Source organism: Arthrobacter sp. Leaf337 (assembly GCF_001423745.1).
In the GTDB taxonomy this organism is placed as follows: Bacteria; Actinomycetota; Actinomycetes; order Actinomycetales; family Micrococcaceae; genus Arthrobacter.
This window is the reverse complement of sequence record NZ_LMPC01000001.1, coordinates 229,257-245,804: the sequence shown is the minus strand read 5'-3', so window position 1 is coordinate 245,804 and position 16,548 is coordinate 229,257. Positions and strand designations below refer to the sequence as shown.

Below are 16,548 nucleotides of genomic sequence, written 5' to 3'. Positions count from 1 at the left end.
ATGAGTTTGATTTCCCTCTGGTCGCCTTCGGTGCCTCAGCACAACAATCGAACCAGTCTCTGCGTCCTGTGAACCCAGACCTTTGCCAGTCTAGTGACGATCCTTGGTTAACTGCCAATAAGGGTGACCCAAATCATGTAGCGGCGAAACTATTGCGCGAATAAGCTGCCGGAGCCTCCGCCCGAGCTGTCCCGCCGCCGTCACCGGAGCCCCTCCCGGAGCATTCCTTGGAGGCGTCCCCGGGGCCGTCCCGCTGGGGGCGCTCTCTCGCCTAGACTCGCACTGAGTATCCCTTTTCGACGAGGAGCAGCCGTGCGTTTTTTGAGTGAACCGTCCACCGACCTGACCTACTCGGACGCCTTCCTGGTGCCCTCGCGTTCGGACGTCACGTCGCGGCTGGATGTGGACCTCGCGGCCGATGACGGCACCGGGTCCTCCATCCCGCTGGTGGTGGCCAACATGACGGCGGTGACGGGAAAGCGCATGGCCGAGACCATGGCCCGCCGCGGCGGGCTGGCTGTCCTGCCGCAGGACGTTCCGCTTGATGTGCTGCGCGATGTCACCGCCTGGATTAAGTCGCGCCACACGGTGTTTGAAACTCCGGTCAGCCTGCTGGCTTCGGAAACCGTCATCGACGCCCTCCATCTGATGGGCAAGCGGCCGCACGGTGCTGTGGTGGTGGTGGACGACGCCGGCAGGGTTGCCGGCGTGGTCCGCGCTGCGGACTGCGAGGGGCAGGACCGTTTTGCCTCCCTCGCGTCGATCATGCGGCAGGCGCTGGTGCTGGGCGCCGGCGCGTTGGGCCCGGGGAACCCGGCCGCGGGCGGAACCGGCTCCGATACCCGTGACGCTTCCCTGCGGAAGGCCTTCGAGGCGATGGACGCCGCGGGCACGGATTTCGCCCCGGTCCACCAAGACGGCACCCTAGCAGGAGTCCTCACCCGCAAGGGTGCCCTTCGTTCCACTATCTACCGGCCCCTGCTGGACGCGGCGGGGAAGCTGAAGGTGGCTGCCGCCGTCGGAATCAACGGTGACGTGGCGGGCCGGGCGGCGGAACTGCTGGCCGCCGGCGTCGACGTCCTTGTCATCGACACCGCACACGGTCACCAGCAAAAGATGTTCGACGCCCTGGCGGCTGTCCGCGGGCTTGATCCCGCCGTACCCATCGTGGCCGGCAACGTCGTGACAGCGGATGCAACCCGGGAACTGATCCACGCCGGCGCGAACATCGTCAAGGTCGGCGTCGGTCCGGGGGCCATGTGCACCACGCGCATGATGACGGCCGTCGGCCGTCCCCAGCTCTCCGCGGTGCTGGAGTGCGCCGCCGCTGCGCGCGCCGCAGGTGGGCGGATCTGGGCCGACGGCGGCGTGCGGTATCCGCGGGACGTGGCCCTGGCGCTGGCGGCCGGGGCAAGCCAGGTCATGATCGGTTCGTGGTTTGCGGGAACCCACGAAAGCCCGGGGGACTTGCAGTCGGACGCGAACGGCCGCCTATATAAGGAGAGCTTCGGCATGGCCTCGGCCAGGGCTGTGCAGAACCGGAACCAGCGCGAGGGCGCTTTTGAAAAGGACCGCAAGGCGCTCTTCGAAGAGGGCATCTCCACGTCACGCATGTACCTGGACCCCGCGCGGCCGGGCGTGGAGGACCTTGTTGACATGATCACCGCAGGGCTCCGCAGCTCCATGAGCTACGCCGGCGCAGTGGACCTCGCCGGATTCCGTGAGCGTGCCGTGGCGGGAATCCAGTCCGCGGCCGGTTACGAGGAGGGCCGGCCTGTTCCGCAAAGCTGGTGACGAATAGCCCTTCGGAAGAGCGGCCCGGCGGCGCCGCACCTACCCTGTCTGCCGCATCTGCTCCTGTAGACTGAAATTCTTATGGACAGTAAATCTAGGTGCCGGCCTGGGTGCTGTCAGCGGAGCATGAACACGAGCTCCCCGCAGTCCACCCACAGAGCCGGCAAACCCCGTTCACGTGCCCATCATTCTGCAGCAGTCCACGCCGCAGCCTTCCAGGAAACAGGGTCGGCGCCGTCCGACCATCCTCCGCCGGGCGGTTTCCCCGGCAACACCTCCCTTTCTTCAGCCGCTACGTGGCCGGCATCTTCGCCGGAGGCAAACCGCTGATGGAATGGTTACTACTTGGAGCAGGCATCCTGCTCATCCTTGGCACGGGTTTCTTCGTCGCCGTTGAGTTTTCCCTCGTCGCTTTGGACCAGGCCACGGTCCAGCGGGCCGTCGACAGCGGCGACGCTGCGGCCGTGCCGCTGCTCAAATGCCTCAAATCACTGTCCACCCAACTATCCAGCTGCCAGCTCGGGATCACCATGACCACCCTGCTGACCGGCTACGTCATGGAACCGTCCGTCGGAAAGCTGCTGGAAGGTCCGTTGGCCGCGGCCGGTGTTCCGGAAGCCGCAGCTGCTTCTGTTTCGTTGGTGATGGCCATGACCATCGCCACCCTTGGATCCATGCTGATCGGCGAGCTGGTGCCCAAAAACATGGCCATCGCCCTGTCCCTGCCCATCGGCAAGGCCGTGGCCCGTCCGCAGCTGGTCTTCACCGCCGTCTTCAAGCCGGCCATCATCGTGCTCAACGGCTTCTCCAACAAAGTGCTGAATGTCTTCGGACTCGAAGCCAAGGAAGAGATCTCCGGCGCCCGGACCCCGGCCGAACTGGCATCCCTGGTGCGGCGCTCCGCCGCCATGGGAACACTTGACCCGGGAACGGCCAACTTCATCGCCCGGACGCTGAAGTTCTCCGGCCGCACTGCGGCCGACGTGATGACCCCGCGGATCCGGGTGGAGACCATTGCCGCCGGGCAGCCGGTTTCGGACATTGTCGACGCCGCACGGCGGACCGGGTATTCACGCTTCCCGGTCATTGGTGAGTCCGCCGATGACATCCGCGGCCTTGTCCACGTCAAGAAGGCAATCGCCGTCCCCTCGGACCGGCGCGCCAACCTTGAGGCAGGCGCCATCATGACGGACGTCCTCAGGGTTCCCGAAACCATCCACCTGGATGCCCTGCTGGCGGAACTCCGTGAAGGAAACATGCAACTGGCGGTAGTGCTGGACGAATACGGCGGCACTGCCGGCATCGCCACCCTGGAGGACCTCGTGGAGGAAATTGTCGGGGAGGTGGCGGATGAACACGACAAGGTACGTCCCGGACTGCTGCAGAGTGCGTCGGGCGACTGGTACTTCCCCGGGCTCCTGCGCCCGGATGAACTCTCGGAACAGATTCCCGGACTGACGGTTCCTGACGAGTCGGCCTACGAAACAGTGGGCGGCTACGTGATGAGCCAGCTCGGCCGGATCGCCGCAGTGGGGGACAAGGTGGACGTCGGCGGAGGCACGTTGAGTGTGACCCGCATGGACGGACGCCGGATCGACCGGATCTGCTTCAAGCCTTCTCCGGTCCGCGGCGAAGAGCACGCGGCCGGCCAGGGAGGCACGGCATGAGCGACTGGGTAGGAATTCTCTGGCTGGTGGTCCTGCTATTCGGCAACGCCTTTTTCGTTGCGGCCGAGTTCGCGGTGATGTCCGCGCGGCGGAGCCAGATCGAGCCGCTGGCGGAGGCCGGCTCCGTGCGGGCGCAGACGACACTGCGGGCCATGGAAAACGTGTCCCTCATGCTCGCGTGCGCCCAGTTGGGCATCACGGTCTGCTCCTTGCTGATCCTGCAGGTGGCCGAACCGGCCATCCACCACCTGATGGCGGTTCCCCTTGAAGCCGTCGGCATGCCGATGGAACTCGCTGACATTGTGGCGTTCACCGTGGCCCTGCTGGTAGTGACCTTCCTGCACGTGACCTTCGGCGAGATGGTGCCCAAGAACATCTCGGTGTCCGTTGCGGACAAGGCTGCCCTGCTGCTGGCGCCGCCGCTGATGTTCATTGCACGGCTGGTGAACCCGGTGATTGCAGCTCTCAACTGGTCCGCCAACCACATCCTGCGCCTGATGCGGATTGAGCCCAAGGACGAGGTCAACTCCTCGTTCACTTTGGAGGAAGTCCAGTCGATCGTGCAGGAATCCACGCGGCACGGGCTCGTGGATGACGACGCCGGCCTGATCACCGGTGCGCTTGAATTCTCCGAGCACACGGCGTCGCGCATCATGGTTCCGCTCGACAAGCTGGTCATGATGAAGTCGCCCACCACTCCGGTGGAGTTCGAAAAAGCCGTCAGCCGCACCGGATTCTCCCGGTTCCCGATGATGGACGAGGACGGCATGCTTTCGGGCTACCTTCACATCAAGGATGTGTTGTCCATCCCGGAAGCCGGATACGAGCACCCGATTGCCGAGAGCAGGATCAGGTCCCTGGCGAATCTCGCCATGGATGACGAGATCGAAAAAGCCATGTCCGTGATGCAGCGCACCGGGTCGCACCTGGCGCGCGTCATCGGACCGGATGGCAACACCAAGGGCGTGTTGTTCCTGGAAGACGTGATCGAGCAGCTCGTGGGCGAGATCCGTGATGCCACGCAGGCGAAGGGCATCCGCCGGCTCGGCCAGCCGGACGGCGAGTAGCTCCCGCGCCGGATGCCGTAGCCCTAAATAGGAATCATTCCTATTTAGGGCTACACTCGTCTTGTTGCTAATGCTCCTGATTCTCATGTGGCAAGTTTCCGATAACCAGATCCGAGGTCCTTCCGTGCGCCGTTCCGCAGCCCTTTCCGCCACCGCCCTTGCCGGCCTGAGCCTGCTGCTGTCAGCCTGCAGTACGACGTCGGGCGGCCCGCAGGCGGATCCCGGCACCATCGACGTGGTCACCTCAACGAACGTGTACGGCGACATCGTCAAGGAAATCGGCGGCGACAAAGTGAACGTCAAGGCACTGATCACCAAGGCGAGCCAGGACCCGCATTCCTACGAAGCCACCACCCAGGACAAGCTGGCGGTCTCAAAGGCCCGGCTGGTCGTTGAAAACGGCGGCGGCTACGACGACTTCATGCACAAGCTGGCGGACGACAGCAACCTGGGCCACGAGAACATCATCAGCGCAGTCGAGGTTTCCGGGCTTGCCCCGGCAGAAGAGCCGTCGGCGGCGTCCACGGCCGCGGACGACGAGCACGGACACTCCCATGACGGAACATTCAACGAACACGTCTGGTACAGCCTGGGTGCCATGACCAAGCTGGCCGACGCCGTCGAAGCCAAGCTCGCAGCGCTTGAGCCGGCATCCGCCTCGACCTTCCAGGCCAACGCCGCCTCGTTCAAAGAGGAGATCGCCGGGCTAAACGCCCAGGCCGCCGGACTTGCCGCGACGTCGGCCGAGGCGCCCGTAGCCGTGACTGAACCGGTGCCGCTGTACCTGCTCGAGGCTGCAGGACTCGTGAACAAGACCCCTGCCGACTACACGGCCGCCATCGAGGAAGGCTCCGATGTGCCGCCTGCGGTCCTCAAGCAAGCCACGGAACTCGCCGGTTCGAAAGACATCAAGTTCCTGGCGTACAACACACAGACGGAGAGTCCGCAGACGCAGGCCCTCAAGAAAGCAGCCGAGAGCGCCGGCGTCCCGGTGCTGGACTTCAGCGAAACGCTTCCCGAGGGGAAGACGTACGTACAGTGGATGAGCGGCAACGTGGACAACATCAAACAGGCCCTGGGCAAGTAGCCCGCTGGGATTATTCCCCCCCGGGAAGCCGTGCTGAAGCATCCACGGACCGGCAGTCCTAAGATGGTGGGGGCGCTTCGCCCCGTATGAATCGAGGATAAAGAACGTTGAAACCGGTAGTGAGCCTCCGCGGAGCCACCCTGAAGTTCGGCAAACGGACATTGTGGGAGGACCTGGACCTCGATATCAATCCCGGCGAGTTCTTTGCCGTCCTCGGCCCGAACGGCAGCGGCAAGACCACGTTCCTGAAGGTCCTGCTGGGACTGCAGGAACTCCATTCCGGGACGGCAACGCTGGGCGGCCGTCCGGTGGAACGCGGCAGCAACCTGATCGGCTACATTCCGCAGCAGAAATCCTTCGCCCCGGACACGCCCCTGCGTGCGCGGGACCTGGTGGGGCTGGGCGTTGACGGCCACCGCTGGGGACTGCGGCTCGGTGCAGCAAAGGCCAACCGCAGGATCGATGAACTCCTGGACCTGGTGGGCGCCGCGGACTATGCCAACGTTCCGGTAGGCCAGCTCTCCGGCGGCGAACAGCAGCGACTAAGGGTTGCCCAGTCGCTGGCCGCCGATCCGCAGATACTGCTCTGTGACGAGCCGCTGCTTTCCCTTGACCTTCAGCACCAGCAGGCCGTCAGCGCACTTATCAACGAGCAATGCCGCACGCAGGACAGTGCCGTGGTCTTCGTAACGCACGAGATCAATCCGATCATCGATTACGTGGACCGCGTGCTCTACCTTGCCGGGGGCCGTTTCCGGGTAGGCAAGCCGGCAGAAGTGATGACTACCGAAGTGCTCTCCGGGCTCTACGGCAGCCGGGTCGAAGTCATCCGTGCCAACGGCAGGATGATCGTGGTGGGGCTCCCGGAGGGGGCCACGCACCACCACGAGGACGCGCATTCGGTGGCGGGGGAGGTGGGCTAAGTGGATTTCGACAGCATCCTGGGTTCCATCTTCAATTTCGACAACTACGGCGAGCTCCTGGCCCTGGTCCAGAACTCCATCTGGGCAGGAGCGCTGCTCGGACTGCTGGGCGGCCTGATCGGAACCTTCGTGATGAAACGGGACCTCGCATTCGCCGTCCACGGAATCTCCGAGCTTTCATTCGCAGGTGCCGCCTTTGCGCTGCTGATCGGAGCCGACATCGTTTTCGGATCCCTCATCGGTTCGGTGCTGGCGGCGCTGCTGCTGGGAGTGATGGGGGTCCGGGCACGGGACAAGAACTCCATTATCGGCGTCATCATGCCCTTCGGCCTGGGCCTGGGCATCCTCTTTCTTTCCCTTTACGAAGGGCGGGCATCAAACAAGTTCGGTCTCCTGACGGGACAGATCGTATCCGTGGATACAGTTCAGCTGCAGGTGCTGGCCACGGCGGCCCTCGTGGTGATGCTGGCGCTGGTGGCCATCTGGCGTCCGCTCACGTTTGCCAGCGTGGACCCGGAAGTGGCGGAAGCGCGGGGTGTGCCCGTCCGGACACTCGGCATCGGCTTCATGGTGCTGCTGGGCATTAGTGTGGCGCTGTCCATCCAGGTGGTGGGGGCGCTCCTGGTGCTCGCGTTGCTGATCACTCCGGCCGCCGCGGCGCTTCGCGTGACCTCCTCGCCCCGGCTGGTGGTGATGCTCAGCGTGGCCTTCGCGGTGACGGCTACTGTGGGCGGCATCCTGCTTGCCCTGGGCGGGCGGATCCCCATCAGTCCGTACGTGACCACGCTGTCATTCCTGATCTACGTCGTCTGCCGGATCATCGGCGGCGTCCGGGCGGGCCGCGGCCTCAACGGTCGCGTCCTGCCGGCAGGGGCATAAGCCTCCTAGGCCGGCGCCTCCCAGGCTGCGACAGCGGCTGCGACGGCGCCCCTTAGCCTGCGGCGGATTTCCGGGCCGTGCAGTCCGGGCACAGGCCGAAGATCTCCACGGTGTGGGCCACTTCGGTGTAACCGTGTTCCGCGGCCGTCCGCGCAGCCCAGGTTTCCACGGCGGGAGCTTCCACTTCCACAGCCTTGCCGCAGTTGCGGCACAGCAGGTGGTGGTGGTGCCCGGTGACGGCGCACCTCCGGTAGACGGCCTCGCCCTCGCCGTTGCGCAGGACATCCACCAGCCCGTCGTCGGCGAGCGACTGCAGGATCCGGTAGGCAGTGGCCAGGGACACGGAAGTGCCCTGGTTCTGCAGGATCCGGTAGAGCTCCTGGGTGCTGACAAAGTCGTCCAGCTCATCCAGGGCGGCGCTGACGGCCACTCGCTGCTTGGTGACACGCTGCTCCCGGCCGCCGGCGGAAGCCGGTGCGGACAGCTTTGTGGCGTCGGCCTTGGCGCCGTGGGCCATGGAATAACTCGCTTCCCTCAGGGGTGGTGCAATGTCCAAGATTACCAGCCGGGACCTGATGGACGGGTGCGTGGGCGGGTTCATGGACACTCCCGCGCAGGCCGCCCTAGGCTGGCTCCATGAAGTTGACTAAATACACCCACGCCTGTGTCCGGCTCGAAAAGGACGGGCAGGTGCTGGTGCTCGATCCCGGCACGTTCTCCGAAACCGGCAAGGCCCTCGATGCCGCGGGGGCGGTCCTCGTCACCCATGAACATGGCGACCATATTGATGTTCCTGCCGTGGTCTCAGCCCTGCGGGGCAATGCGTCGCTCCTGGTCTTTGCCCCCGGGGGAGTAGCCGCCAAGCTGCGGACCGAGGCGCCGTTTGCGGAGTCCCGGATCCGGGACGTCGAGCCCGGGTCGACGTTCACCGCGGTGGGATTCGACGTTCAGACGTTCGGCGGACAGCACGCGCTGATCCACCCCCAGATCCCCGTGGTGGCCAACATCGGGTACCTGATTGACTCCAACGTGTACCACCCGGGCGACTCGTTCGTGATTCCGGACGGCATTGGAGTCCGGACCCTCCTGGTCCCGGTCCACGCGCCCTGGAACAAAGTTGGTGAGGTGGTGGATTTCGTCATCGGAGTCCGGGCCGCCAAGGCATTCCCCATCCACGACGCACTGCTCAATGAGACCGGACTAGGCCTCATCGAAGGTCACGTGAAGCGGCTGGGAGCCAAATACGGCACCGAGTACATCCACCTCTCCAGCGGAGACTCGGTGGAGGTTTAAGCCCGCCAGGTTCCGGTTTCGAAGAATTCCTTGACGGCGGCCTCATGCGGCCTGGGATCCAGCCCCCGGGCCTGCAGCCACTCCTCGTTGTAGTAGCTGCCGGCGTACCGGTCTCCGGCGTCGCACATCAGCGAGACCACGCTGCCGCGCCGGCCCTCCGAGACCATCCCGGCGATCAGCTGCCACACACCCCAGAGGTTGGTCCCGGTAGACGGGCCCGCGTGCAGCCCGGCCAGGTCCCACAGGTGCCGCATGGCGGCCACCGATGCCGCATCGGGCACCTGAATCATGTGGTCGATGACGGCGGGCACAAAGCTGGGTTCCATCCGCGGCCGGCCGATGCCCTCGATGCGGGAGGGCATGCCGGTGCTGAACCCGGCCACGCCGTCCCTCCACCCAGGGTAGAAGGCGGAGTTCTCCGGGTCCACGACGGCGAGCTCCGTGCCGTGGCGGTGATACCGCAGGTACCGGCCGATGGTGGCGCTGGTGCCGCCGGTGCCTGCGCCCACCACGATCCACCGCGGGACCGGGTGCTCTTCCAGGGCCAGCTGCTGGAAGATGGACTCGGCGATGTTGTTGTTCCCCCGCCAGTCCGTGGCCCGCTCGGCATAGGTGAACTGGTCCATGTAGTGGCCGCGTGTGGTCCGGGCGACTTCCTCGGCGGCGGAGTAAACCTCCGAGGCGTGTTCCACCAGGAGGCAGGACCCGCCGAACTGCTCGATCAGGGCAATTTTTTCGGGGCTGGTGGTGCGGGTCATGACGGCGACGAACGGCAGTCCGAGGAGCTGGGCGAAGTAGGCCTCGGAGACCGCCGTGCTGCCGCTGGAAGCCTCCACGATGGTGGTGTCTTCCCGGATCCAGCCGTTGACCAGGCCGAACAGGAACAGTGAACGGGCCAGCCGGTGCTTCAGGCTGCCGGAGCGGTGCGTGGATTCGTCCTTCAGGTACAGCTGGACTCCCCAGTGCTCCGGCAACGGGACGGAGTATAGGTGTGTGTCCGCTGATCTGTTGTTCTCGGCGTTGATCCTGCGGACGGCTTCATCCGCCCACGCCCGGTCCTGCTTGCCCGCACGGCTACCCACTGTGTTCACCGATTCAGCCTACCCGGGACCGGAGGCGTCCACGGCTACAGTTGGAACCGGCTGCCCGCCCGCGTCTGCGGACCAGGCCGGACAGCCTGTCATCCGAACCAAAGGAGATTTGATGAACCCCCTGATGGACGTGTCCGCGCTGAACCACCGGATGACCTCCGGCAAGCGCACCGTTCTGCTGGATGTGCGTTGGGCGCTGGGCGACCCCCACGGCCGTGAGCACTACCTTGAGGCGCATATTCCGGGCGCCGTCTACGTGGACCTGCCCACGAGGCTGGCCGGGCCGGCGGACCCCGCGCAGGGACGGCATCCCTTGCCGCCGCTGCAGCAGTTCCAGGAATCGGCGCGATGCTGGGGCATCCGGGACAACGACGTCGTGGTTGCCTATGACGACACGGGCGGCACTGCCGCCGCCAGGCTGTGGTGGATGCTGCGCAACGCGGGGATGTCCACCGTTTTCCTGCTCGACGGCGGCCTGTCCGCCTGGCGGGCGGCCGGATACGCCGTGGAAGGCGGCCTTGAGCAGGCTTCGCTGGGCGACGTCACGCTCACCGACGGTGCCATGCCCGTCATCGATGCGCCGCAGGCTGCGCAGTGGCCGGAACGGGGTGTCCTGCTGGACGCACGGGCGGGCGAACGATACCGCGGGGAGGTCGAGCCGGTGGATCCGCGGGCAGGGCACATTCCGGGGGCCGTGAGTGCCCCCACGGCCGGGAACATTGGAGGCGACGGACGGTTTTTGCCGCCGGAGGAGCTGCGCGAGCGGTTTACGGCCTTGGGCGTGCGGCCGGATGTGCCCACCGCTGTGTACTGCGGCTCGGGCGTGACGGCCGCGCACGAAATCGCTGCCCTGGAAATCGCCGGGTTCCCCGCGGCGCTGTACCCGGGCTCGTTTTCGCAGTGGTCCAATGATTCCGCCAACGAGGTGGCCACGGGAGCGGCCCCGTAGGCCTGGTCCGATTGGGACGCCGGCCTGGTCCGATTGGAACGCCGGCCTGGTCCGATTGGAACGCCGGCCGGGGGCGGGGGTAGCGTCGGAGCATGACCCCCGGACGCCCCGTACCGCCGCCCCTCGCCAAGCCGCTCCCCGGCACCCCGCCCCTCCCCGGCACCCCGCCGCTCCGGGACGCAAGCCAGACCGCGCCGCCTGCGCTCCCGCGGCTGGCCGCGGCCTACGGGGCCAAAGCAAGCGACAGCGGCCTGGTCCCGCTCACCGTCGCCCGCCGGGCCCCGAAGGACGACGACGTCGAGATCGCCATTGAGTTTTGCGGCCTCTGCCATTCGGACGTGCACGCGACGCGCGGCGAGTGGGGGTCGCAGAAGTACCCTCTGGTGCCCGGCCACGAAATCGTCGGCCGGGTCAGCCGCGTGGGTGCCGCCGTCGACGATTTCGCGCCGGGTGACCTCGTGGGCGTGGGCTGCCTGGTGGACTCCTGCCGTGAATGCGAAAGCTGCCTGGACGGCCTGGAGCAGTACTGCGAAAACGGCATGACCGGAACCTACGGTGCACCGGACGCCCGCAACGGGGACGCCATCACCCAGGGCGGCTACGCCACCTCGGTGGTGGTGGACCGCCGCTACGTGCTGCGGGTTCCCGAAAACCTCGACCCGGCGGCCGTCGCGCCGCTGCTCTGCGCCGGCATCACCACCTATTCCCCGCTGCGGCACTTCGACGTCGAGCCCGGCGACGTTGTGGGTGTGGTGGGACTGGGCGGACTGGGCCACATGGCGGTGAAGCTCGCCAAGGCCATGGGGGCCGAAGTTGTGGTGTTCACCACCTCGGCATCGAAGGTCGCCGCGGCGCGGGAGCTTGGTGCCGACGGCGTCGTCCTGTCACGCGACGAAGCGGCCATGGCGGCCGCCGGCCGGAGCATCGACGTCATCATCGACACGGTGGCAGCGCCGCATGACCTCAACCCCTACTTCCGGACCCTCCGCCGGGACGGCGCGCTCTTCCAGCTGGGCCTGCCCTCTGGAGTCATGCCACCTGTCAATCCGGGGGCGCTGATCCGGCGCCGGATCGCCTACGCGGGTTCGCTGATCGGCGGCATCGCCGAGACCCAGGAGATGCTGGACTTCTGTGCGGAACACAACGTTGTCTCCGACGTCGAGGTGGTGGGTGCCGATCAGCTGAACGAGGCATATGACCGCATGGTGGCCGGAGACGTCAAGTATCGTTTTGTCCTGGACACCAGCACCCTCGGAACCCCTTCGGAAAAGGCAGACGCATGAGCACCGTTTTCACCAAGATCATCAACGGCGAGATCCCCGGACGCTTCGTCTGGCGCGAGCCGGACGTGGTGGCGTTCCTGACCATGGGACCGCTCGCCGACGGACACACCCTGGTGGTTCCCACGGAGGAAGTGGACCGTTGGACGGACGCCCCGCCCGCGCTGCTGACACGGGTGATGGAAGTTGCGCAGAAGATCGGCGCCGTCCAGGTGGATGTCTTTGATGCCGCACGGGCAGGGCTCATCGTGGCCGGCTACGAGGTCAACCACCTCCACGTCCATGTGTGGCCGTCCAACTCCATGGCCGACTACGACTTCGGCTCGGTGGACCAGAACCCCGACGCCGCACAGCTCGACGCCAACGCGGAGAAGCTGCGCGAAGGGCTCCGCCAGGCCGGCCACGGCGATCACGTTCCCGCGGCCTGAGAGCTCCGGCGCGATTCCGGTTTTGGTCCGGACTGGCGCCGGCGTGGTTCCCTTACGGGGGCTACGCCGGGGCCAGTGCCTTATTCAGGACCGCCCGGATCCGCTTCTCGGAGACGGAATAGGCCGTTCCGAGCTCGACGGCGAAAAGGCTCACCCGCAGCTCTTCGATCATCCAGCGCACCTGCGTTAACTCGGCCCCGGCCCGGCGACCCGGCAGCAGCGCCGACACGGCATCGTCGTAGTCGTCCTCCAAGGCCTGGACCGCGGCCATGTGCAAGGCGTCCCGCTGGACATTGCCGGGCAGCTTCTCCAACCGCTTCTCGATCGCGGCCAGATAGCGCGGCAACTGGCTGAGCTGGGCGTAGCCGGTGCGTGCCACAAAGCCGGGGAAGACGAGCTGTTCGAGCTGGCTCCTGACATCGTTGAGCGCGCTGATCAGAGCCAGGCTGGTGGTCCCCTTGAGCTGCTTTTCGATCCGGCGCGTGCTGGCGAGGATGCGTTCGACGACCGCGGTGACAGTGAACACTGTGTCGATGAGCTCGGCCCGGACCTGCTCGTACAGGGCTTTGAAGGACGCCTCGTCCCACGGCAGTTCGGCCGGCGTGAGCTTGTCGATCGCGGCCAGCGCGCAGTCCGCGATCAGGGCCGACACCGAGCCGTGCGGATTCTGGCTGAACGTCAGTTTCTCGGTGTTGTTCAGGTGCTCCAGGACATACCGGTCCGGCGCGGGCACCTTGAGCGCAAGCAGGCGGATGACGCCGCCGCGCATGGCCAGCTCCTGTTCGGAAGCGGTCTGGAACAGCCGGAGGGCAACCGATGCGCCTTCATCCACCAAGGCGGGGTAACCGGTGACAGTGTGTCCTTTGACCATGCCCTGGACCTGGCGCTGCACGGTTCCGAAGGTCCAGTCCGTCAGCCCGGATTTCTCTGCGAAGCCGGGTGTTGCGGCACCGTCCGGGGACGGGGTGAAGCCTCCGGCGTTCTTCGGGGCCTGCGCGGACTGCCCCCGCTGTGCGCCCTTCGGGCCTTTGGGGGCCGTCGTCACCGGGGTGGCGCCCAACGACTCGGCGATCGCCCGCCTCGTGGCCGGAGCAAGCCGTTCCTGCAGTTCTGCCAGGTCCTTGCCCTCATCCAGCGTCGTGCCCTGGGAATCGACCACGCGGAAGCTCACGCGAAGGTGGGACGGCACGGCAGCCCAGTTCCATGAACCCGGCGGGATGACCTGTCCCCGGATCCGCCGCAGGACCAGCTCAAGCGAGGGCTCCAGCTCGTCGGCCGCAGGATCGAAATCGGCTTCGAGGGCGGCAACGGCCTGCCGGGCGACGTCCGGGGCGGGAACGAAGTTCTTGCGGACCTGCTTCGGCAGCGACTTGATCAGGGCAGTAACGAGCTCCACCCGCTGGCCCGGAATGAGCCAGCGGAACGCGGCGTCGTCCAGCTGGTTCAGGAAGAGCACGGGCACTTCGGCCGTGACGCCGTCGGAGGGGTTGGGCGGGGAACCCGGCGCGACGGGGTGGAACTCGTAGCTGAGCGGCAGTTCGAAGCCCTTGTGCAGCAGGGTCTTCGGGTAGGCCGAATCGTCAAGGGCCGAGGCGTCCTCGCTGATCAGCAGGGACTGGTCGAAGTCGAGCAGGGTGGGATCCTGCTGCCGTGCGTCCTTCCACCACTTGTCGAAGTGCCGTTCGGATACGACGTCCTTACCGATCCGGGCGTCGTAGAACTCGAACAGCGTCTCGTCGTCCACCAGGATGTCCCGGCGCCGCATCCGGGCCTCGAGCTCCTCGACTTCATGGAGCAGTGCCCGGTTGCGGTGGAAGAACTTGTGGTGGGTCTGCCAGTCGCCCTCAACCAGGGCGTGCCGGATGAACAGCTCGCGGCAGAGCTCCGGATCCACTTTGCCGTAGTTGATGCGCCGGCTCGGGATGATGGGCACACCGTAGAGAGTGACCTTCTCGTGGGCCATCACCGAGCCCATCTTCTTGGACCAGTGTGGCTCGCTGTAGCTGCGCTTGACCAGGTCCGGGGCCACCTGTTCGGCCCATAGCGGATCGAACTTCGCGGCCACCCTGGCCCACAGCCGGCTCGTTTCCACCAGTTCGGCTGCCATGACGAACGTGGGTGACTTCTTGAACAGCGCCGAGCCCGGGAAGACCGCAAAACGGCTGCCGCGGGCCCCGGCGTACTCTCGCTTGCGCTCGTCGAGGATGCCGATGTGGCTGAGCAGGCCGGAGAGAAGGCTGATGTGGATGCCCTCATGGTTGCCCACGGGATCGGCCAGGCGCTTGTTGTCCAGGCTGATGCCCAGCGGGCGGGCGAGCTGGCGGAGCTGGGCGAAGAGGTCCTGCCACTCACGGACGCGCAGGTAGTTGATGAACTCGGCGCGGCAGAGCCGGCGGAAGGCCGTGGAGGACAGCTCCTGCTGCTTCTCCTGGAGGTAGTTCCAGAGGTTCAGGAAGCCGGTGAAGTCCGAGTTTTCGTCCCGGAACCGCGCATGCTTCTCCGCGGCGAGCTGCTGTTTGTCCGTCGGACGCTCGCGCGGGTCCTGGATGGTGAGCGCGGCGGCCAAGATCATGACCTCGCGGACGCACCCGCGCTTGCCGGACTCGACGATCATCCGGCCGAGCCTCGGGTCGACGGGAAGCTGGGCAAGTTGCTGACCGACTGCGGTCAGCCCGCCGCCGCCGTTCCTGCCGGCGGCGGGCCGACGGCCGGGCAGTCCGCCGGCGTCGCCCTTCTCCTCCTGCGGACGCGCGGCGCTCAGGGCGCCCAGCTCGCGCAGGAGCGTGACGCCGTCGTTGATGGCGCGCGAATCCGGCGGCTCCACAAACGGGAAGTTCTCCACGTCCTTCGGCCCCCGGGCCACACCCATGGCGGTCATCTGCAGGATGACGGCCGCGAGGTTGGTGCGCAGGATTTCGGGGTCCGTGAACTGCGGCCGGGATTCGTAGTCCTCTTCCGAATACAGCCGGATGGCGATGCCGTCTGACACGCGGCCGCACCGGCCGGAGCGCTGGTTGGCCGAGGCCTGGGACACGCGTTCGATGGGCAGCCGCTGCACCTTGGTCCGGTGCGAGTACCGGGAGATGCGTGCGGTTCCGGTGTCCACGACGTACTTGATGCCGGGCACCGTGAGCGACGTTTCGGCGACGTTGGTGGCCAGCACGATCCGCCGTTTGCTGCCGGGATGGAAAACCTTGTGCTGCTCCTGCAGGCTCAGCCGGGCGAAGAGCGGCAGCACCTCGGTGCCGGCCAGCCGCCGGTTGGACTGGATGCGGGCGTTGAGGGCCTCGGCGGCATCGCGGATTTCGCGCTCGCCGGAGAAGAAGATCAGGATGTCGCCCGGGGCTTCGAGGGCCAGTTCGTCGACGGCGTCGCAGACGGCGTCGAGCGGGTCGCGGTCCTCCTCGAGTTCGTCGTCGGAGGCGGCTACCGCGTCGTCGTCATCGCCGGATACTGCGCCGCCCGCCGGCTGGGACAACGGCCGGTACCGGATTTCCACCGGGAACGTCCGTCCGGAGACCTCGATGATGGGGGAGGGATCCTCCTCGGTGCCGAAGTGCTTGGCGAAGCGTTCCGGATCGATGGTGGCGGAGGTGATGATGATCTTCAGGTCGGGGCGCTGCGGCAGGATCCGCTTGAGGTACCCGAGGATGAAGTCGATGTTGAGGCTGCGCTCGTGGGCTTCGTCGATGATGATGGCGTTGTACCTGCGCAGCAGCTTGTCGCGCTGGATTTCGGCCAGCAGGATGCCGTCGGTCATGAGCTTGACCTTGGTGTTGCGGCTGACCTCGCCGGTGAAGCGGACCTGGAAGCCCACTTCCTGGCCGATCTCGACGCCCAGTTCCTCGGCAATACGCTCGGCCACCGTGCGTGCAGCCAGCCGGCGCGGCTGGGTGTGGCCGATCAGTCCGTTGTCGCCCAGGCCCAGTTCCAGGCACATCTTGGGAATCTGGGTGGTCTTGCCGGAGCCGGTCTCGCCGGCAATGATCGTCACCTGGTTGGCCGCGATGGCGGCCATCAGGTCCTCGCGGCGCTCGGAAACCGGCAGCTCGGCGGGGTAGGAAATATGAAAAGTCATGGCTGGAGACAG

At 66.4% G+C, this 16,548-nt stretch carries 13 protein-coding genes; 10 read left to right on the top strand and 3 right to left on the bottom strand.

Annotated elements, in window-relative coordinates:
* Positions 1-312 precede the first annotated feature (312 nt).
* The 6 genes from ASF98_RS01105 (at position 313) to ASF98_RS01080 (ending at position 7,417) form a co-directional block, all read left to right on the top strand.
* On the top strand, positions 313-1,794 hold the full coding sequence (locus ASF98_RS01105; RefSeq protein ID WP_055796306.1) for a GuaB1 family IMP dehydrogenase-related protein: 1,482 nt from the start codon (positions 313-315) through the stop codon (positions 1,792-1,794).
* A 329-nt stretch (positions 1,795-2,123) separates the two neighbouring features.
* Entirely contained in the window at positions 2,124-3,461 is a 1,338-nt protein-coding gene (locus ASF98_RS01100; RefSeq protein WP_055797234.1) for a hemolysin family protein, read from the top strand.
* Complete coding sequence (locus tag ASF98_RS01095; RefSeq protein ID WP_055796304.1) at positions 3,458-4,528, top strand: hemolysin family protein; 1,071 nt, start codon at positions 3,458-3,460, stop codon at positions 4,526-4,528. The genes ASF98_RS01100 and ASF98_RS01095 overlap by 4 nt, the downstream gene beginning before the upstream one ends.
* Before the next feature lie 124 nt (positions 4,529-4,652).
* Positions 4,653-5,615 (top strand): metal ABC transporter solute-binding protein, Zn/Mn family, encoded by a 963-nt coding sequence (locus ASF98_RS01090; RefSeq protein WP_235505566.1) that lies wholly within the window; start codon positions 4,653-4,655, stop codon positions 5,613-5,615.
* Between the two features lie 107 nt (positions 5,616-5,722).
* Complete coding sequence (locus tag ASF98_RS01085) at positions 5,723-6,538, top strand: metal ABC transporter ATP-binding protein (RefSeq protein ID WP_082506660.1); 816 nt, start codon at positions 5,723-5,725, stop codon at positions 6,536-6,538.
* Positions 6,539-7,417: a metal ABC transporter permease gene (locus tag ASF98_RS01080; RefSeq protein ID WP_055796297.1), complete on the top strand. Its 879-nt coding sequence runs from the start codon at positions 6,539-6,541 to the stop codon at positions 7,415-7,417.
* Positions 7,418-7,469: 52 nt separating this feature from the next.
* Here the strand turns inward: ASF98_RS01080 and ASF98_RS01075 are convergent, their stop codons facing one another.
* Entirely contained in the window at positions 7,470-7,934 is a 465-nt protein-coding gene (locus tag ASF98_RS01075; RefSeq protein ID WP_055797229.1) for a Fur family transcriptional regulator, read from the bottom strand.
* A gap of 119 nt (positions 7,935-8,053) precedes the next feature.
* Here ASF98_RS01075 and ASF98_RS01070 point away from each other — a divergent pair, with 119 nt between their 5' ends.
* On the top strand, positions 8,054-8,710 hold the full coding sequence (locus tag ASF98_RS01070) for an MBL fold metallo-hydrolase (RefSeq protein ID WP_055796295.1): 657 nt from the start codon (positions 8,054-8,056) through the stop codon (positions 8,708-8,710).
* Here the strand turns inward: ASF98_RS01070 and ASF98_RS01065 are convergent.
* Complete coding sequence (locus tag ASF98_RS01065) at positions 8,707-9,801, bottom strand: PLP-dependent cysteine synthase family protein (protein ID WP_055796292.1); 1,095 nt, start codon at positions 9,799-9,801, stop codon at positions 8,707-8,709. The two genes, ASF98_RS01070 and ASF98_RS01065, sit on opposite strands and share 4 nt — an antisense overlap.
* A 112-nt stretch (positions 9,802-9,913) precedes the next feature.
* Here ASF98_RS01065 and ASF98_RS01060 point away from each other — a divergent pair, with 112 nt between their 5' ends.
* From ASF98_RS01060 to ASF98_RS01050, 3 genes are all read left to right on the top strand, one after another.
* Entirely contained in the window at positions 9,914-10,750 is an 837-nt protein-coding gene (locus ASF98_RS01060; protein ID WP_055796289.1) for a sulfurtransferase, read from the top strand.
* A gap of 92 nt (positions 10,751-10,842) precedes the next feature.
* Positions 10,843-12,033: an NAD(P)-dependent alcohol dehydrogenase gene (locus ASF98_RS01055; protein WP_055796287.1), complete on the top strand. Its 1,191-nt coding sequence runs from the start codon at positions 10,843-10,845 to the stop codon at positions 12,031-12,033.
* The gene (locus ASF98_RS01050) at positions 12,030-12,458 is read left to right on the top strand and encodes an HIT family protein (protein ID WP_055796284.1); all 429 of its coding nucleotides are present in this window, start codon (positions 12,030-12,032) and stop codon (positions 12,456-12,458) included. Before ASF98_RS01055 ends, ASF98_RS01050 begins: the two co-directional genes overlap by 4 nt.
* A 61-nt stretch (positions 12,459-12,519) precedes the next feature.
* Here the strand turns inward: ASF98_RS01050 and hrpA are convergent, their stop codons facing one another.
* Positions 12,520-16,536 carry an ATP-dependent RNA helicase HrpA gene (hrpA, locus tag ASF98_RS01045; RefSeq protein ID WP_055796280.1) on the bottom strand — a complete coding sequence of 1,339 codons (4,017 nt, stop codon included), beginning with the start codon at positions 16,534-16,536 and terminating at the stop codon, positions 12,520-12,522.
* Between the last annotated feature and the right edge of the window lie 12 nt (positions 16,537-16,548).